Origin of the sequence: Streptomyces coffeae (assembly GCF_016741875.1) — a bacterium.
Lineage (GTDB): Bacteria > Actinomycetota > Actinomycetes > Streptomycetales > Streptomycetaceae > Streptomyces > Streptomyces coffeae.
In genome coordinates, this window is record NZ_JAERRF010000024.1 from 68953 (window position 1) to 87320 (window position 18368).

An 18368-nucleotide genomic window follows, 5' to 3' on the forward strand; every position below is an offset into this window, starting at 1 on the left:
GGTGTTACCCTTCCCACATGCGAGTTCAGCTGCTCGGACGACTGGAAGTCCGCGAGGCGGAACAGCTGGTTCCTCTTGAAGGGCCCCGGCAGCGGACCTTGCTGGCCCTGCTCGCGCTGCACAGCGGAATGGTGGTCTCGACCGATCGCATCCTCGACGAAGTCTGGGGCGAGGGCCCGCCCGCTCACCCGGCGAACACCATCCAGGCCCAGATCTCGCGGCTCCGGGCGCTGCTGGGCAGTAAGCGGATCGCCACCGCAAGCGGCGGCTACCGACTGGACGTGGACCGCGAAGACGTCGACATCTACCGGTTCGAGGCCCTGGTGGCGGCCGGCCGCATGGCGCAGAAGTCCGGTGAGCCGACAGCCGCTGCCGCCACCCTGTCCGAGGCGCTCGCCCTGTGGCACGGGCCCGCCCTCGCCGATGTCCTGGACATGGACTGCGCCCGGGCCGAGGCCGGTCGCCTCGACGAGCTGCGGCTCATCGCGCTGGAGAGCCGCATCGAGGCAGACCTCGCCGTAGGCCGCCATGCCGAGGTCATCCCGGAGCTGTCCGCACTCACCGAGGCACACCCGCTCCGGGAACACTTCTTCGCCCTGCTCATGATCAGTCTGTACCGCGCCGGCCGCCAGGCCGAAGCCCTGCGGGTGTTCCGGAAGGCCCGCGCCCAGCTCGTCGACGAGCTGGGGGTCGACCCGAGCGAGGAACTGCAACGGCTGGAGCAGCGGATCCTCATCCACGACGCGGGCCTGCTCGGCCCCGCTTCCTCGCCGGTCCCCCGGCAAGCGCCCGCAGCCTCGCGCGCCACAGGCAATCTGCGAACCCCCCTGACGAGCTTCGTCGGACGTCATGACCTGCTCGACCAGGTACGGCAGTTCATCCGTTCTTGGCGGCTGGTCACCTTGACCGGGACCGGCGGGAGCGGGAAGACCCGCCTTGCCCTGGAAGCGGCCGGCGCCGCCGACCTGCCGCTGCCCGACGGCGTATGGGTGGTGGAGCTGGCGCCGGTCTCCGAACCGGACCGGATCGCCAGCGCGATCTTGCAGGCTCTCGACGTCAGGTCGCAACCGCCTCCCACCATGCAGGCGGCGCCCGCTCCGGGCACCGTACGGCCCGCCGTCGAGCGTCTGCGGCAGTACCTCCAGGAAAAGCAGCTGCTGCTGGTGCTGGACAACTGCGAACACCTCGTCGAGGGCGTCGCCGAGCTGGCGGAAGCGCTGCTGCGGGACTGCGGACGACTGCGCATCGTCACCACCGGCCGGGAGCCGCTCGAGGTCCCCGGAGAGATGCAACTGCCCGTACCGCCCATGCGCTACCCGGGCCCGGCCGAACAGGACCCCGAGGCCATCGCCCGCCACGAAGCGGTACAGCTCTTCGTGGAGCGCGCCCGTGCCGTCAGTCCCGGCTTCTGTCTGTCGGAAGGGAACGCCGTACAGGCCGGGGAGATCTGCCGCCGACTGGACGGTATTCCGCTGGCCATCGAACTCGCCGCCGCCCGCACCAAGACGATGTCGCCCAAGGAGATCACCCGCGACCTGGCCGACCGCTTCAGCCTGCTGACGGGAGGCTCCCGCACCGCGACAGCGCGCCACCGCACCCTGGCGGCGATGGTCGACTGGAGCTATGAACTGCTGTCCGCGGCGGAGCGAGCGGTCTTCGACCGGCTGTCGGTGTTCTCGGGCGGTTTCACCGTGGACGCGGCAGCGGCCGTCTGCGCCGACCTCCCGGAGATGGACGCGGCGGCCGTGCGGGACTGCGTCGACCGCCTGGTCAACAAGTCCCTGGTCAGCGCAGAGGTGGGAACGGGCGACCGCGCGCGTTACGAGATGCTGGAGACGATCCGGGAATACGGCATCGCACGGCTGCACGCCACCGACGACTACGGAACGGTACGCGATAAGCACGCCGCGTACTTCCTCGCGGTCGGTGAAGAGGGCGGCCGCCGGGTACGCGGGCCCGACCAGCCCGAATGGCTGGCCAACCTGCAACGCGAGACGGGCAACCTCGACACCGCCCTGGACTGGCTGCTCGAACGAGGGGAAGCCGAGCCGGCGCAGCGGATGGCAGGCGCGCTCGCCTGGTACTGGTGGATCCGCGCCGAGCATCAGAGCGGCACCCGGCGACTCCTCGCCGCCCTCGAGCTGGACGGCAGCGAAACATCGCCCACCGTCCATACACTCGCTCTCGCCTGGGCGTCCCACCTCGCGCAGAACGCACACGACCTCGATGCCGCCGTGCGCCTCGGCCGGAAGGCCCTGGACGTCGGGACCGCGGCCGGCAGCTCCGACTCCGATCTCGCCCTCGCCTCGGCCTTTCTGGCGCACGCGCTGATGCGCCAAGGCAAGCACGCCGAGGCCGCACCCCACATCGCCCGTGCCTTCAACGGGCTGAACGAGGCCACCGACCATTGGGTACTGGCAAGTTCCTATATCGTGGCCGGACTCGGCGCCTTCTGGCAGGGCGATGTCGAACGCGCCACCGAGCTGTTCACCAACGCCCTGACGCACTACCGCCGCAGCGGCGACCAATGGGGAGTCCTGCGAGCCCTGTTCCGCCTCGGCGCGGTCAACGAATGCCGCGGTCACTACCGCGAGGCGACGGCGCTCGCCGACGAGGGGCTCGACCTGGCCCGGCGCCTCGGGCTGGCCGAGATGGTCGCGGCACGGCTGGCCGACCTGGGGCGGCTGGCCATCCTCCGCAGCGATCCGGACACCGCCCGTGACCTGTTGCACGAGTCGTTGAACACCGCTGCCTGGATCGGCGCCGAAGAGCCCGCCGCCGGCGCCCGCAACAGTCTTGGCATCCTCGTTCGTGCCGAGAAGGACCTGGAACGGGCCAGTGCCCTGCACACCAGCGCCCTGGAGTCCTATGAACGCATGGCCCTGTCCAGAGAAGCGGGGCTGTCCCGTATCTGCCTGGGCCTGGTGCTGGTCGACCTCGGGAAGACGGCGGAGGCGCGGGAGTGCTTCGAGCGCGCCATCGCTACCGGCGAGTCGGTGCACGACCCCTGGATGCTGGCCATGGGCGCCGAAGCCCTGGCCCGGGCGGTCTGCCGGACCGACCGGCAGCGCGCCGCCGACCTGCTGGCCCGGGCGCGGCAGATCCGCGACGAGACGGGAATGCCCACTCCGACCTGGCTGGCCGACGACGTGGACCGCACCGCTAAGGCCGTGGAGAGCCCGGCGCCACCGCCACCGACGCCGAACCGAGTGACTCGATCACCGCACGCACCTGCGCCCCCGGACGCAGCGGAACGGCCGCGGTAGCACCACCAGCGAGTACCACCCACCCCGCCCGCAGCGGCATCCCGGCCCGCCCGGTCAGCCGTGCCGCGGCCACCAGCGAACGCCAGGGGTCCCCCAGGATCGACGCGGTGGCCCCGACCTCGACGGTCCGGCCGTCCACCTCCAGAAGCACGCCGAGGCAGTCCAGCGACGGCGGCACGGCCCGCCAAGCGCCGAGGACGAAACCGGCGGCGGAAGCGTTGTCGGCCACCACGTCCGCCAGGGTGAAGCGGAAGTCCGCATAGCGGGAGTCGATGATCTCCAAGGCGGGGGCGACCGCAGTCACCGCCGATGTGATCGTCTCCGGCGGTGCGCCGGCAGGTACGTCGCGTCCGATCAGGAACGCGACCTCGGGCTCAACCCGCGGATGAATGTAGTGGTCCGGTGCGATCAGGTCGCCCTCCGGGACCAGCATGGCGCTGGTCAGACGTCCCCAGATGACCTCGTCCACGCCCATCTGTGCCATCTTCTGCCGACTGGTGAAGCCCATCTTCACCCCCACCAGACGTTCGCCGCGGTTCAGCCGACGGGCGACGGCCAGCTCCTGCACCGCGTAGGCGTCCGCGACACTCAGCGGAGCCCCTTGTGAGGGCTGCGAGGTGACCTCACCCCGCCGGGCCGCCTCATCGAGCTGCGCGGCGAGCCTTTCCCCGGGAGTCAATTCACTCATGGCGACCTCTCACTCGTCGTCTGCGGTGTGTGCCTGGTTGCCGCGGTCGCGTGAGGGATTTCCCTTCGCGAACACCGCTCGTACCGAACCGAGCCCTGAGACATGTGCTTCGTAGACGGTTCCGGGCGAAACGCGGACCATGGGGCCGAGCGCACCGGAGAGGACCACATCGCCGGCGGAGAGCGGGTGGTCGGTGGTGGCCAGTCGGCGGGCAAGCCAGGTCACGGCGTTCACCGGGTGTCCCAGACACGCCGCACCGGCGCCGACGGACACGGGTTCGCCACCAGCCATCAGGACCGCTCCGCTCTCCCGCAGATCCAGTCCCTCCAGACGCCGTGGGACCCCACCGAGAAGAAACAGGCCACTGGAGGCGTTGTCGGCGACCGTGTCGACGATATCGATGTCCCAGTCGGCGACCCGTGAGTCGACCACTTCGATCGCCGTCGCCACGTATGCGGTCGCACGCAGCACGTCGGCCGTCGTCGTCCACTCATCGGCGAGGCCGGTTCCCAGGACGAAGGCGACCTCCACCTCGATACGCGGGTCGATCAGCCTCGTGAGATCGATTTCCTCCGCGTCGCACACCGCCATATCGCCGAACAGCACCCCGAAATCCGGCTGATCGACACCCAGCTGCTGCTGAACTGCCGGTGAGGTCAGCCCGATCTTGCGCCCGACGAGCCGTCGTCCGTCGGACAGCGAGCGCCGCGTGTTCGCTTCCTGCACCGCATACGCGGCCTCGATGTCTCCAGCACCCAGCAGTGTGCGGATCGGCGCACAGGGACGATTGCTCACACGCGCGTTCCAGAGCCGTTGTGCCGCTTCCGCGATGCCGTCGCTATCAGTGCTCGGAAGCATGCTGAGGGCTCCTTTCAGCCTTTCCATGGCTGCCCGGATCCAGGATCGGACGCCGGACATCCACACCCTGCTCCCCGGCTCTGCTGCCGGCCTGACAAGGCGCTGACACAGCGGCCCGGCTGCGCGCCCGGGTGCGTCAGCCCGTCGTCAGGTGCACCTCAGCCAAGGGGCCGACCATGGTCGCCACTCTCGACGCGCACAAAGGCCAGGGACGGATTCCGACCACGTGGTCGTGAGGTCTCGCGTCAAGAAGGAGGAGATGTGCATCCGTTGCTACGCCTGAGTGATGAGGTCGAACAGGCCCTGCGAGAAGGGCGGCCGGTGGTGGCGTTGGAGACCACCGTCATCAACCACGGACCACCGTACCCGGGAAACCTGGAATTGGCGCTGGCCACCGGCCGGGCGGTACGCGAGGGGGGCGCCATACCCGCCACGATCGGCATTGCCGACGGGCACTTCGTGGTCGGGATGAGCGAGAGCGAACTCGAACGGTTCGCCGACACCAAGCACATTCCCAAGGCCAGCACGCGGGACATCGGGCTGATCCTGGCCTCCGGCGGCCTCGGGGCCACCACCGTGGCTTCCTCGTTGCTCATCGCCGACAACGCCGGGATTCCGGTGCTCTCGACCGGAGGCATCGGAGGAGTGCACCGCAATGCCTCGGTCACCTTCGATATCTCCCCCGATCTAGTGGAGTTGACGCGCCATCAAGTTGCCATGGTGTGTTCGGGCGCCAAGAGCATTCTCGACGTGGGGCTCACCCTGGAATACCTGGAGACGCTGGGGGTGCCGGTCATCGGCTATCGGTGTGCGGACTTCCCGGCCTATTACTGCACCTCCAGCGGGTTCCCCAATCCGCAGCGGGCCGATGACCTCACGACATTGGCAGCGGCCATCGACGCGCACTGGGAGGCCGGGGCGGCGGGATCGGTGGTTGTCACCTCGCCCATCGAAGCCGAGGACGCGCTGGACAGCGACCGCATCGAGCAGGCGGTCCGAGGCGCCGTGCAGCAAGCCGAAGCCAACGGTGTGCACGGCGCGGCCATCACCCCATACCTGCTGAAGGTCGTATCCGCCGCGACCGAGGGACGGAGCGCGGCGGCCAGCCGCTCCGTGCTGATCAGCACGGCGAAGCTGGCCGGACAGGTGGCCTGTGCTTTTGCGGACCGCCAGACAGCTGAGCGCAGTACGGACCGTGCTCGTGGAACAGGACGGCAGGCCGGCCGGGCCGGCAATGTGTGGAAGCGAGTGAGATGATGACCAGCCCCAGAACCAAGGCCGTTGTGGACCAGCGCCGACGTCTCCGGCACGCCGACTCCACCCGTACGAGAACGCTGATCACCAGCTGCCTGGCGGTGTGTCTCGCCCAGATCGCGCTGGCCATGCCCGCGACCCTGAACGGGCTGTTCCAGGAGAGCCTGCACCCGGTCGGCTCCCAACTCACCTGGATCTCCGACGCCTTCTTGTTGCCCGTGACCGTACTGGAGCTGACCTTCGGTGTGCTGGGCGACCTCTTCGGCCGCAAGCGGCTGCTGGTCGGCGGCGCGGGACTGCTGGCCGTCGGCGAGGTGGTGGCGGCGACTGCCGTTGGTGTCCCCCAGCTGTGGGCAGGCCAGCTCCTCGGCGGCCTCGGCGCCGCGGCGTTGTTCCCCACCACACTCGCCATGGTCGCGGTCGGCACCCACACGCCGCGCGACCGGGCCCGGGGCATCGCGGTCTGGACCGCCTCACTCTCCACCGGTGGCTTTGTCGCCCCCGTTCTCGGTGGCATCTCCGGAACGTACGGTTCATGGAAGCTTTCCTTTGTGATCGTCGCCGCACTGGCCGTGATCACCGCGCTGGTCTGCTGGCTGCTCGCCGAAGACTCCCGCTCGCCGGAGGGCCGCTCACTGGACTGGGGCGGCCAGATCACCATCCTCATCGGCCTGTTCGCCCTGCTCTATGCGGTGATCCAGGGGCCGACCGACGGCTGGGGTTCCCCAGCGTTGATCGGTGCCTTCGTCATTGCCGCGGTGTTCCTCGCACTGTTCGTCTTCACGGAGCGCCGGGCCCGCACGCCTCTGCTGCGCCTTGACCTGTTCCGCAACCGCGCCTTCTCCATCGTCTCGCTCATCACCGTCGTCGGGATGTTCAGCTTCCTCGGCACCGCCTATGCGACCAGCATCCGCATCGGGGTGATCCAGCACCAGAGCCCCCTGCGGACGTCAGTGGCCTTTGTCCTGCTCGGCGGGTTCGCGCTGGTACTCACACCGCTCATCTCACGGCTGCTGGAGCGGGCGAACCCGCGCTGGCTGCTCTCCGGCGGCCTGCTGCTGATGGCCACGGGCGACTTCTGGATGGCGACCCTGGACATACAGGAGACGTCGCTCGGCGCGCACCTCGCCCCCCTGGGCCTGGCGGGCATTGGCTATGCGTTCAGCATCGCGTCGCTCACCGCCGTCGCCGTGAACACGGTGCCGATCCGCTACGCCGGTATGGCCAGCGCATCGACCAACCTGCTCCGGGACTTCGGTTTCACCCTCGGCCCGGCGCTCATCGGCGCGGTCGCCCTTGGCCATGCCGCCTCGGCGTTTCAGTCCCACCTGTCGGCCTCCTCGCTTGACCCAGCGGTGAAATCCGCTGCCACAGAGGTGGCCCAGGCCGGCGGCCCCCTGGCGGTGAACTCGGTTCCGCTGGACTCCGCACCAGGTCAGGCGGCATCCCTTGCCCGGGAGACGCTCGGCCAGGGCTACTCGCTCGGGTACGTGGTCTGCGGGACAGCCGCGTTGGTGGCGTGCCTGCTGGCCGTGACGGCCCTGCGGGGTGGCTGGAACGACACCCAGAACGCAGAGGGAGCGCTCGCGTAGCACCGCAGCGGCTGTGGCCCACGATCCACTGGGCCGGTCAGGTGGTGTGTACCTGAGGTACGCACCCTCCCTGGGGTGACGTGCGGGGCCGCCACGGTCGTCCCCGGCGCGAACCTCGCTCTGCTCCTGGGCTCGGTGAGCAGTGGCCGGCCGTCTATGACCAGACCGGCCCGCGCCGGCGAAGACATAGGAGAACCCGAATGACCACATCGGCAGCGTCCTCCTCCGAACCCTCCCGCAACGACAAAACGGCCCTGACGAACGTACGGATCTTCGACGGTCGGCAACTGCAGGCTCCAGGAACGGTGGTCATCGACGGCGACCGGCTCGGCACCGACCCTGCGGGCGCACGGGTGGTCGACGGTGGCGGTGCCATTCTGCTGCCCGGCTTGATCGATGCTCACGTCCACGTGTCCGGTGCCGAGGACCTGCGGCGACTGTGCGAGTACGGGGTCACCACGGCCCTGGACATGGCCGCTTGGCCCCCGGCGCTGGTCGACTCCCTGCGGAACATGCCGGGGCTGACCGACATCCGTAGCGCGGGCATCCTCGCCATCAGTGCGGGCGGTACGCACGCCACGATGCGTGGGATGCCCGAGGACAGCATCGTGACCGGGCCCGCCGACGCGGAACGGTTCGTCGTCGCCAGGGTGGCCGAAGGCTCGGATTACATCAAGGTCGTCGCTGATCGCCCCGGCGCCGAGGGACTCGACCAGCCGACCCTCAACGCATTGGTGGCGGCCGCCCACGCTCACCGCAAGGCAGTTGTCGCACACGCGGCTGACTCCGGTGCCTACGCGATGGCGCAGGAGGCGGGCGCCGACATCATCACCCACGTACCGATGGACCAAGCACTCGACGCGGAAGCCGTGGCCCGTATGGTCGCTGACGAGCGCGTCACCGTTCCCACCCTCACCATGATGGAGGCGATCGTCGAAAAGGCCGGGAACATGGCTCCGGCCTACGGTCCGGCGCGTGCCGGCGTCACTGCCCTCTACCAGGCGGGCGTACCCGTCCTCGCAGGCACCGACGCCAACCGCACCCCCGGCTCGCCCGCGAACGTCCCGCACGGCATGAGCCTCCACCACGAACTGGAACTCCTGGTGGACGCCGGACTGACCACTGTGGACGCCCTGCGCGCCGCGACCGGACTGCCCGCACTGCACTTCGGTCTTGCGGACCGAGGCGTCATCGAACCCGGCCTGCGCGCCGACCTCGTACTGATCGACGGCGACCCGGTCGCGGACATCCGTGCCACTCGACACCTGCAACGCATTTGGTGTGGAGGTGTTGAACACGGTCCGGCGCAGGGGTGATCGAGCCGGTGTGCTGCTCGCCGTGGGGCCCTGCCGGTGGCCCATCCCACTCACGGGGGCCTGGCGTTGATGGGGTTACCGGAACGTGGTCGCCGGCTGTGTTCGCTTCGGCCTTGATCGCACCCAACGCTTGTTGAGCACGCAGAGCCTCATCTCGCTCCCCGCGCGAGCCGAACGTGTACTCCCATCCGCTCCAGGTCGCGAACCTGTTGCAGCGAGTACCCCGACTCTCTGGCGACATCGACTGTCCGGAGCAGTACCCGTTGTGAACCGCTCACCGGCCCGTCCATCAGCCAACCCCACATCAGCACTTGAAGGTGATGCTTGAACCATGAGTAGGGAACGGCCGCCGACCGTGTGCTGCCGCACCCGGTATACGGCGCGCTCAGCTGGATCTCTTTCGTCAATCCCGGCGAGAGGACAACGGACACCGTTGTACAGCTTCTGCGCGCCGCTCATAACGCCGCTCGTGCCCGGTTCGCGCGGCGACACGAACCGGGGCAGCCGCCACGCAGTCGGGACACTCCAGCAGGATGAGACGAGGCCTCCCCGCCCCTCCGGACAGGGCCACTTGCCCTGCTGACGGGTCCGGCTGGCGGTCGGAGGCGAGCGTCATCATGAAGCCGCGCAGCAGGAAGGCTCCTTCGGCCTTGACCAGGAGCTGGCCACCGTGGTCGAAGCGGTAGAAGTAGCCGTCGGGACCGGCGTTGACGCAGCTCGGCGAAGGTCGTGATGCCGAGGTCCTTGTGTACGGCCACGACCCAGACGGTCCCGCTGCAGAAACCACACCCAGGGCCCACAGGTCCGGTGAGGACTCGTCCGCGTAGATACCGCGTCCGTCCAGCGCCGCAGCCGCGAAGGCGGCCGGCGTGGTCAGCCTTTGTCACTTTGGAACGGTTGGCAGCAATAACGTCGTCAAACCCCGGTCACGGGGTGCACCGGGCCTCGATGAGCTTGTCCTGACCACCATGCAGTGTGCACTCGGGTCATGATCCAAGAAGTGCGCGAGCCTGCACGGCCAGCCACAGCTCGGCGATATCGCGTGTATCGGTCACATTGTGTCCGGTGATCGCCTCGACCTTACGGATCCGGTACAGGACGGTCTGCCGGTGCACATGGAGTACATCGGCCGTCTTCTGCCAGGAGCGCTGGTTCTCGAGGAATGCCTCGAGCGTCCGCAACAGCTCCGTCTCGTGCACCCGCTCGTACTCTATGAGCGCGCCTAGCACGCGCGTCACCAGGGCGGTGGCGTCGTCGATTCCCGCGACGCCCAGCAACGGCGTTGCGTCGCCGTACCGGACGGTGCGCGAGGTGACCGAAGTCGCCGCGCGGGCCGCCCAGCTTGCCTCACGCGAGGCTTCCGGGACCCGTTCGACGGTCCGGATCGGGCCACTGATCCCTGCCAGGGCTTCTCCGCCGAGGTTCGAGCGGATCAGCGCATGGACCGTGTCGTCTTCGACGCAGAACACGTAGAGCACGCCTGACCGGTGTACCACGAGATGGGGTACTCCGTTGCGCCAAAGCGCGATGTGGAACTCTCGCAGCTTCGCGATGGCATCGGAGGTGATCGCAAAGAGGGTCGCCTTGGAGACGTTCAGGTCGAAGGCCTTCAGCTGACGACGTCCGCTGCGCTCGTCGAGCCGCCCCTCCATCAGCTGCGCCAGCAGTTCGGCACCCAGCCGACGACGGTGCTCGATACTGATCAACGACTGGGACAGCTCCAGAGCGATCACGGTCACCGCGTGCTGCATGAGTATGGCGTCGAGCGCGTTGCGCCCACCCGAAACGAGGACGAGGACCGCGCTCGACTGTGTCGGGATATCCATCAGTCTCATCTCACGCCCGTCCTCGAGCGGGACTGCGAAGGCCCCCGCTCGCAGGTCTGAGGAATCGGACGTGGATCGGCGCAGCGCGTCGGTGAGTGTGGGGTCGAGGCGCGGGTCTTGCGGGTACCAGGGCTGCGCGGACCCGCGGTGACAGACGTGGACCTCGCAGCCCAGTTGCTGGGAGAGTGCCTGCGAAAGCGCCGAGGACTCCCGGTGACTTGTCAGCGTCCGCTGCATGAGGTGGTAGATCCGCTCCGTACGGATCAGCCGATCGGACTCCTCGAGAAGGTTGGCGACCGCAACGGCGCGGGAGATCGCGACGAACGGCATGGGAAAATGAACGGTCAGGACGCTGAACCCCAGCTGCTCACTCGCCTCGGCGAGCTCGCTGGTGAGTGGCGGGCAGTACATCCGCTCCCCGATCGCCAAACCGCTGGCGCCGACGTCCGCCAACCGTTCGATGAGGGCCCGCTGCCCGGCGCCGTCGGCGGGAAACGACATGCCGTTGGTCATCAGGAGCTCGCCACCGGCGAGCCACCGCCAGGGCTCAGGCAGGTCGGATGTATGGGTCCACGAGACCTCCCGATCGAGCCCGCCCGTACCGGATTGCAGGTGCAGCCGCAGATGTGGCATCTCCAGCAGATCCGCGATCGTGATCGCCACGATGTAATCGTACACAGGCACGTTACAAGAATGCTTGTGCGTCTGCACAATCGGGAGAGGCCGACCGAGCCGACCGTCGTGATCACACCCTGGGGCGAGACGCTGCTCGGTGCCCCCGCGACGGCAACGGTCCTCGATACGAAGCCTCGGGCGCAGCGCTGAGCTGTCCGCATTGCGCCCCCGTGTTCCGGCTGTCCCGGTCTGCCTCCCGGAATCCACATGAGGAGGAGCCTGCCCGAGCTTCACTCGGGATCGGCGCTCGCACCCCTGATCTGCGGTCTGCGTCGGATGCCTCCGATGCCCGGCGACGCACCCTTTCGTCCGTCATCGACGGGGACCTCGGCCATACCGGCGCGGAGGCCTTGAGTCCCATCGCAGGGCACCGTTTTGGATATGGCACGTTGTGCATTTGCTCAAAACAGAGGGGCTCGCTTGTGGCGGATGCACCTGGTGCCGTTGGGCTTGGGCCGAAGCATTCTGGGGGCGGGTCATCCGACCCCCTGGTCCGGTCGGCACCGGCGAGTCGACCGGACCGGCGGCGTCCACCGACATGGGTGCGAACGCACCCAAAGCGGACTGAGCGAGCGGGAGAGTTACTGATGAACACGCAGCATGGTCACGGGGATGCGGATGTGCTCATCGTGGGGGCCGGCGCCTCCGGTGGGGTGGCGGCCCTGGAGCTGGCCGGCCGCGGGTTTCGTGTGGTCTGCCTGGAACAGGGCGACTGGGCTCTTCCCGATGACTTCACGGGCGGCAAGCCCGAGTGGGAGCTGACCCGCCTCAAGCAGTGGCACCCCAGCCCGAATGTGCGCGGGCGGGAGAGCGACTACCCGGTCGACACCAAGCAGAGCCCGATCGAGCCGTTGATGTTCAACGGCGTGGGCGGCAGCACCATCATGTTCTCCGGGCACTGGGTCCGGGCACTTCCCTCCGACTTCCGGGTCCGGACTCTCGACGGGGTCGCGGATGACTGGCCGTTCAGCTACGAGGACCTGCGGCCGTTCTACGACGAGGTCACCCACCACATCGGGGCGTCCGGACTCGACGGCGACCCGGCGTACCCGGACCCGCACACGTTCCCGCTGCCGCCGATGCCGATCGGCAAGTACGGCCTCGCCGCGGCGAAGGGCATGGACAAGCTCGGCTGGCACTGGTGGCCCGCCCCGAACGCCATCGCGTCGCGTAAGTTCAAGAACCGGCCCGCGTGCCTGCGGTACGGCGCCTGCGAGTCGGGATGCCCGACCGGAGCGAAGGCGAGCACCGACTTCACACACTGGCGCGACGCGATCGCCGCCGGTGCTGTGCTGGTGACCGGGGCCCGGGTGCGGCAGCTCACGGTCGACAACCGGGGACTGGTGACCGGCGCCGAGTACGTCGACCGCACGGGAGTCGTGCGCCACCAGGCCGCAGGCGTGACCGTGTTGGCCGCCAACGGGATCGGCACCCCACGGCTGTTGCTCAACTCGGCCTCCGCGCAGTTCCCCGACGGTCTGGCAAACTCCTCGGGGCTGGTCGGCAAGCGGCTGATGGTGCATCCCTACGCCTCGGTGTACGGGACCTACGAGGACGAGCTCGAGAGCTGGCTCGGCCCGACCGGGCAGGCACTGCAATCGATGCAGTTCTACGAGACCGACACCAGCCGCGGGTTTGTGCGCGGGGCGAAATGGAACCTGATGCCGACCGGCGGCCCACTCACCCACACCGTGTGGGAACCGGGCGAGGACTGGCGCGAGGCCTTCGGGCCCGCCTTCCACACCCGGTTGCGCACAACCTTCGGCCGGTACACCGAGTGGGGGATCACCACCGAGGACCTGCCCGAGGACCACAACGAGGTCGTCCTCGACCCGGGCGGCGCCACAGACTCCGACGGCATTCCAGCGCCCAAGATTCGCTACACCATCAGCGAGAACACCGAACGCATGCTCACGTTCCATGTCGACCGGGCGGTCGAGGCCCACCTGGCCGCGGGCGCGACGTCGGTGAACCCCATCCCCGTCGTCCGGGAAAGCGGCTGGCACCTCCTGGGCACCACGCGCATGGGCACCGATCCCGCCACCTCCGTCGTCGACGAGTACGGCCGCGTGCACGATGTGCCCAACCTTTTCATCATCGACGGGAGCGTGTTCGTCACCTCGACCGGCGTCAACCCGACCGCGACCATCATGGCGGTCGCGCTGCGGTCGATGCGCCACCTCGCCGACAACCGCCACCACCAGACCACCGCCGAGTGAGGACACCGTGATGCTTGATTCCGACCAGCGACGTACCTTCGCCGCACTCGCCGACGTACTGATTCCCGGGTCCGATCTCGGGCCCTCGGCTACCGCCGCAGGTGTGCCGGACGCGCTGCTCGACCAGGTGCTCGGCTACCGGCCGGACCTGGTCGAACGGTTCGCCGAGGCGGTTGCCTGGTGCACGGACAAGGACCCGGAAGCTGCTCTGGACGCGCTCTCCGTGCAGCAGCCCGAGCAGTTCCAGGCCCTCACTGTGCTGACCGCGGGCGCCTATTTCCTGAGCCCCCAGGTGAAGGCCGCGCTTGCCTACGACGCTCCGCCGCGCACGGCCCGCGACGACGTCGACTCCTACATCGACATATTGGCCACCGTCGTCGATCGCGGCTTCGCGACGCGTTGAGCTCGCGGCCTGTGCATGCGCACAACCAGGTCAGCGTGGTTCTGAAGCAGTGAAACCGGTGTGCCCGAGGTGGCCGCACCGGGCGTGAACCCAGGAACACGAATGAAGGATTCCAAGATGATCGAGGCGCAATCACAGAGCCCGGTGGTTTCCCTGGGAGACGGCCTGGCATCAGCCGGTGGGGAGACCGCGGTGTTGACGCACTTCGTCAACGGTGCCGGCTGGAAGGGCACCGGGACGCAGACACATCCGGTCTTCAACCCCGCGACGGGACAGCCGATCGCACAGGCGCTGTGCGGCACGTCGGCCGATGTCGACGAGGCGGTGGCCGCTGCCAAGGCGGCGTTCCCCGGCTGGCGGCAACGGACACCGAAGGACCGCGCCGACGTGCTGCTCGGGGCCGCGGCGGTGCTGGAAGCCAACGCCGAGGAGCTGGCGCACCTGGAGTCGGTCAACGCCGGCAAGCCGATGCCGCTGGCCCGCGATGATGTCGCCGGGACGATCGACACACTGCGGTTCATGGCTGGTGCGGTCCGGGCGCAGCTGAGTCTGAGTGCCGGAGAGTACGTCGCCGGCCGCACGTCGATGATCGTGCGGGAGCCGGTCGGGGTAGTGGCCGCGATCACGCCGTGGAACTACCCGCTGCTCACGGCGGCGTGGAAGATCGCGCCGATCCTGGCGGTTGGCAACACCTGCGTATTGAAGCCGTCGGAGCAGACACCTCTGACCGCGCTGCGCATGGCTGAGCTGCTTGCCGAGGTGTTCCCGGCAGGGGTGCTCAACGTCGTCACCGGTACCGGATCGGTGGTCGGCGAGGCGCTCGCCACTCACCCTGACGTCGCGTTGGTGTCGGTGACGGGCAGTGTGCGGAGCGGACAGGCGGTGGCCGGTGCGGCCGCGACCACGCTCAAGCGTGTGCACCTCGAGCTCGGCGGTAAGGCACCGGTCATGGTGTTCGCGGACGCCGACCTGGACGCGGTCGCCGAAGGCATCCGGTTCGCCGGCTTCGGCAACTCGGGCCAGGACTGCGGCGCGGCCTGCCGGATCCTCGTGGAGCAGTCCGTCCACGACGAGTTGCTGGAGCGTCTTCTGCCCCGGGTGGAGTCGCTGGTCGTGGGTGACCCGGCGGCCGGGGACCACATCGAGATGGGACCGCTTGTCTCGAAGACCCACCGCGACAGCGTGCTCGGCTTCCTCGACCGTGCCTTCGCGGAGGGTGCGCGGGCGGCGACCGGCGGGAGGGCCCCGGAAGGCGACGGCTACTTCGTGCTTCCGACGGTGCTGGTGGACCTCCCGGACGGTGCCGAGTGCACCCGAGAGGAGATCTTCGGGCCCGTGGTCACCGTGGAGACCTTCGCCGATGAGGATGGAGCGGTCGAGGCGGCCAATCGCACCGCCTATGGGCTGTCCGCCTCGGTCTGGACCGAGAACGCCCGCCGCGCCGCCGATCTGCCCGGGAGGCTGGACTTCGGCACGGTGTGGGTCAACGACCACCTCGCGTTCGCCACCGAGATGCCGTGGGGCGGGTTCAAGTCCTCCGGCTACGGACGCGACCTGTCGGCGTATGCGCTCGATGACTACTCGCGTACCAAGCACGTGATGTTCAACCGGGCTGGAAACGCCGACGCACGGGAGCAGTCATGAGTGAGCACAAGGCCGGGCGGCCAGAGTCCGCCTCCGGCATCGAGTCGGAGACGATCCAGCCGATCCCGCTCGACCAGCGGCATGGCACGAACCGGGACATGTTCACGATCTGGTTCGGCACGAACATCATGATCCTGGCCATTGTCACCGGAGGTCTTTCCACCACTCTGCTCGGCCAGCCGGCCTGGTCGGCCGCGCTGGGGATCATCGTCGGGAACCTGTTCGGTGCGATCTTCATGGCGCTGCACTCCGCCCAGGGGCCACGGCTCGGGGTCCCTCAAATGGTCCAAACCAAGGGGCAGTTCGGTTCCTGGGGTGCGCTGCTGATCGTCCTGATCGTGGTGGTCATGTACGTCGGGTTCTTCATCTCGATCCTGGTCTTCGGAGGACAGTCGCTGGCGTCGGTGGTTCCGCACCTGAGCAGCAAGGCCGGCATTGTGCTGCTCGCGGCGGCCAGCGTCGCGGCCACGATCTGGGGCTACAGTCTGATCCACGCCTATGCGCGGATCATGAGCTACGCCTCGGGTGCCGTCCTGCTCCTGGCGTTCATCTGGGCGTTCGTCGTCCATCCGGTGCCGCACACCTTCTTCGGCACCGGTGGGGCCACCCTGTCCGGGTTCATGAGCACCGTGTCAGTGGCCTCGGTCTGGCAGATCGCCTACGCGCCGTACGTCTCGGACTACTCCCGTTACATGCCGGCCAAGACCGGCTCCAAGCCGGCGTTCTGGATGAGCTACTGGGGCACGAGCATCGGCTCGATCCTGCCCATGTTCCTGGGCGCGGGCATCGGGCTGCTCATGCCCGACGCGGACCCCATCGCCGCCTTGACCGAGGCAACCGCCGGGATCAGCCTGCTGGTCGTGGGCGTGTTCAGCATTGGGGTCGCCGCGACGAACGCGATGAACCTGTACTGCGGCACCCTGTGCACGATCACGATCGTGCAGACCTTCCTGCCGCGCTTCACGGCTCGCAGCCGCGCACGTGCGGTGATCGCGACCGGACTGTGCACCATCGCACTCACCGTGGCCCTCACCTCCGGGAGCGACTTCGTCGCCACGTACAACAACTTCCTCACCCTGCTGCTCGGCTCCCTGGTCCCGTGGACCGCGGTCAACCTGGTCGACTTCTACCTGGTGCGCCACGGTGACTATGTCGTCGAGGACTTCTTCGAGCGCGACGGCGGTCGCTACGGCCGGGTGAACTGGCCCGCGGTGCTCTGCTACCTGATCGGTGTCGCGGTGCAGATCCCGTTCATGATCATCGGGACCGCCTACACCGGCCCGATCGCCAAGGCGCTCGGCAACACCGACATCTCCTTCATCGCGGGCCTGCTCCTCGTCTCGCCGTTGTACTACTTCACGGTGAAGGCCTCGGCCCGGCTGCGGACGGCCGTGGCTGTCGAGGAGGTCCCCGCGCTCGTCCACGGCGAAACCGGAGCCTGAGCACACCGGTGCGCCGGGCACCTGACCCGGCTCCCCCGTCGCAGCTTGCCCCCCATCTTGATCGGAGTCACTCCATGAGCGAACACAAGCCGGTCGGTGCCCTCGAAGCCACCACGGTCCCGCGCTTCGCCGGCCTCGGCACCTTCGCCCGGATCCCTTCCCTCGAGGCCGTGCCCGACTACGACATCGCGGTGCTCGGCGTCCCCTTCGACGGCGGTACGTCGTACCGGCCGGGCGCCCGGTTCGGGCCGATGGGCATCCGGCAGGCGTCCCGGCACCTGCGGCCACGGTTCCACGTCGAGCTCGATACGGCGCCATTGGAGGCGGTCCAGGTCGTGGACGCCGGTGACGTGCCGTGCACGCCGTACTCCATCGACGATGCGATGGGCCAGATCGAGGGGTTCGCCCGCGAGGTCGTCGGCCGGCGCGAGCGGCGCATCGTGACGCTCGGCGGTGACCACACCGTCGCGCTGCCGATGCTTCGCGCGGCACGGGACAAGCACGGCCCGATCGCTCTGATCCACTTCGACGCCCATCTCGACACATGGGACACCTACTTCAAGGCTCCGATCACCCACGGCACGGTGTTCCGCCGCGCGTTCGAGGAGGGCCTGCTCGTCGAGGACAAGTCGATCCACGTCGGCATCCGCGGTCCCATCTACGACCAGCTCGACCTCGTCGACGACGCGTCGTTCGGCTTCAGGGTCATCCGGGCCGGGGACCTCGACGTCCTGGGCATCGACGGAGCCGTCGATGTGGTGCGGCAGCGGGTGGGTGACACCCCGGTCTACCTCTCGATCGACATCGACGTGCTCGACCCCGCGTTCGCGCCGGGCACGGGTACGCCGGAGATGGGCGGATTCACCAGCCGCGAGCTCCTGCACCTGCTCCGTCGGCTCGACGGTCTCAACCTCATCGGGGCCGACGTCGTGGAGACCGCACCGGCGTACGACCACGCCGAGATCACCTGTGTTGCGGCCGCCACGGTGGCCTTCGACCTCATCACCCTGATGAGCAAGGCCGATAAGCGCAATCCTGACCGCGCGGCTGCCGCCACGGCCTGACCCGCGCCCCGGTCACCACCCACCACGCGCCGGTCAAGCGGCCGATCTGGCCTCGCCTCGCGTGTCTCCGGTCCGCAGCACCCGGCCGAACCACGTCGTCACATCTGCGCCGTCCACCTGG

General features: G+C 68.6%; 12 protein-coding genes and 1 pseudogene. 10 read left to right on the top strand and 3 right to left on the bottom strand.

Going from position 1 to position 18368, the window contains the following annotated elements; translation table 11 throughout:
* Positions 1–17: 17 nt before the first annotated feature.
* A complete protein-coding gene (locus JK363_RS31145) occupies positions 18–3266 on the top strand; it encodes an AfsR/SARP family transcriptional regulator (RefSeq protein ID WP_201880277.1) in 3249 nt (1082 codons plus the stop codon).
* Here JK363_RS31145 and JK363_RS31150 read toward each other — a convergent pair.
* The gene (locus tag JK363_RS31150; protein ID WP_201880280.1) at positions 3163–3954 is read right to left on the bottom strand and encodes a 2-keto-4-pentenoate hydratase; all 792 of its coding nucleotides are present in this window, start codon (positions 3952–3954) and stop codon (positions 3163–3165) included. The two genes, JK363_RS31145 and JK363_RS31150, sit on opposite strands and share 104 nt — an antisense overlap.
* A gap of 9 nt (positions 3955–3963) precedes the next feature.
* A complete protein-coding gene (locus JK363_RS31155; protein WP_201880376.1) occupies positions 3964–4812 on the bottom strand; it encodes a 2-keto-4-pentenoate hydratase in 849 nt (282 codons plus the stop codon).
* Positions 4813–5073: 261 nt separating this feature from the next.
* Between JK363_RS31155 and JK363_RS31160 the strand changes: the two genes are divergently transcribed.
* The 4 genes and pseudogenes from JK363_RS31160 to JK363_RS42985 all read left to right on the top strand — a co-directional run.
* Positions 5074–6069 carry a pseudouridine-5'-phosphate glycosidase gene (locus tag JK363_RS31160; RefSeq protein WP_201880283.1) on the top strand — a complete coding sequence of 332 codons (996 nt, stop codon included), beginning with the start codon at positions 5074–5076 and terminating at the stop codon, positions 6067–6069.
* The gene (locus tag JK363_RS31165) at positions 6066–7658 is read left to right on the top strand and encodes an MFS transporter (protein WP_236076232.1); all 1593 of its coding nucleotides are present in this window, start codon (positions 6066–6068) and stop codon (positions 7656–7658) included. Before JK363_RS31160 ends, JK363_RS31165 begins: the two co-directional genes overlap by 4 nt.
* Before the next feature lie 200 nt (positions 7659–7858).
* Positions 7859–8974: an amidohydrolase family protein gene (locus JK363_RS31170; RefSeq protein ID WP_201880284.1), complete on the top strand. Its 1116-nt coding sequence runs from the start codon at positions 7859–7861 to the stop codon at positions 8972–8974.
* A 354-nt stretch (positions 8975–9328) separates the two neighbouring features.
* A pseudogene (locus tag JK363_RS42985) lies at positions 9329–9511 on the top strand (DUF6194 family protein); the annotation flags it as partial.
* A 449-nt stretch (positions 9512–9960) separates the two neighbouring features.
* On the opposite strand, the gene JK363_RS31175 reads toward JK363_RS42985, so the two are convergent.
* Positions 9961–11463 (bottom strand): PucR family transcriptional regulator, encoded by a 1503-nt coding sequence (locus tag JK363_RS31175; RefSeq protein ID WP_201880286.1) that lies wholly within the window; start codon positions 11461–11463, stop codon positions 9961–9963.
* A 599-nt stretch (positions 11464–12062) separates the two neighbouring features.
* On the opposite strand from JK363_RS31175, the gene JK363_RS31180 reads away from it, so the two are divergent.
* From JK363_RS31180 to speB, 5 genes are all read left to right on the top strand, one after another.
* Complete coding sequence (locus JK363_RS31180; protein ID WP_201880288.1) at positions 12063–13694, top strand: GMC family oxidoreductase; 1632 nt, start codon at positions 12063–12065, stop codon at positions 13692–13694.
* A 10-nt stretch (positions 13695–13704) separates the two neighbouring features.
* A complete protein-coding gene (locus tag JK363_RS31185; protein ID WP_201880290.1) occupies positions 13705–14097 on the top strand; it encodes a gluconate 2-dehydrogenase subunit 3 family protein in 393 nt (130 codons plus the stop codon).
* 102 nt (positions 14098–14199) lie between these two features.
* On the top strand, positions 14200–15741 hold the full coding sequence (locus tag JK363_RS31190) for an aminobutyraldehyde dehydrogenase (protein WP_236076233.1): 1542 nt from the start codon (positions 14200–14202) through the stop codon (positions 15739–15741).
* Positions 15738–17183 carry a purine-cytosine permease family protein gene (locus tag JK363_RS31195; RefSeq protein ID WP_201880292.1) on the top strand — a complete coding sequence of 482 codons (1446 nt, stop codon included), beginning with the start codon at positions 15738–15740 and terminating at the stop codon, positions 17181–17183. Before JK363_RS31190 ends, JK363_RS31195 begins: the two co-directional genes overlap by 4 nt.
* A gap of 74 nt (positions 17184–17257) precedes the next feature.
* Positions 17258–18247: an agmatinase gene (speB, locus tag JK363_RS31200; protein WP_201880294.1), complete on the top strand. Its 990-nt coding sequence runs from the start codon at positions 17258–17260 to the stop codon at positions 18245–18247.
* The last annotated feature ends 121 nt before the right edge of the window (positions 18248–18368 follow it).

Excerpts from the sequence above, each read along its gene's own strand:
- JK363_RS31170 (WP_201880284.1), top strand. The coding sequence starts at position 7,859 with ATGACCACATCGGCAGCGTCCTCCTCCGAACCCTCCCGCAACGACAAA.
- speB (WP_201880294.1), top strand. The coding sequence starts at position 17,258 with ATGAGCGAACACAAGCCGGTCGGTGCCCTCGAAGCCACCACGGTCCCG.
- JK363_RS31155 (WP_201880376.1), bottom strand. The coding sequence starts at position 4,812 with ATGCTTCCGAGCACTGATAGCGACGGCATCGCGGAAGCGGCACAACGG.
- JK363_RS31145 (WP_201880277.1), top strand. The coding sequence starts at position 18 with ATGCGAGTTCAGCTGCTCGGACGACTGGAAGTCCGCGAGGCGGAACAG.
- JK363_RS31180 (WP_201880288.1), top strand. The coding sequence starts at position 12,063 with ATGAACACGCAGCATGGTCACGGGGATGCGGATGTGCTCATCGTGGGG.
- JK363_RS31195 (WP_201880292.1), top strand. The coding sequence starts at position 15,738 with ATGAGTGAGCACAAGGCCGGGCGGCCAGAGTCCGCCTCCGGCATCGAG.
- JK363_RS31190 (WP_236076233.1), top strand. The coding sequence starts at position 14,200 with ATGAAGGATTCCAAGATGATCGAGGCGCAATCACAGAGCCCGGTGGTT.
- JK363_RS31185 (WP_201880290.1), top strand. The coding sequence starts at position 13,705 with ATGCTTGATTCCGACCAGCGACGTACCTTCGCCGCACTCGCCGACGTA.
- JK363_RS31165 (WP_236076232.1), top strand. The coding sequence starts at position 6,066 with ATGATGACCAGCCCCAGAACCAAGGCCGTTGTGGACCAGCGCCGACGT.
- JK363_RS31150 (WP_201880280.1), bottom strand. The coding sequence starts at position 3,954 with ATGAGTGAATTGACTCCCGGGGAAAGGCTCGCCGCGCAGCTCGATGAG.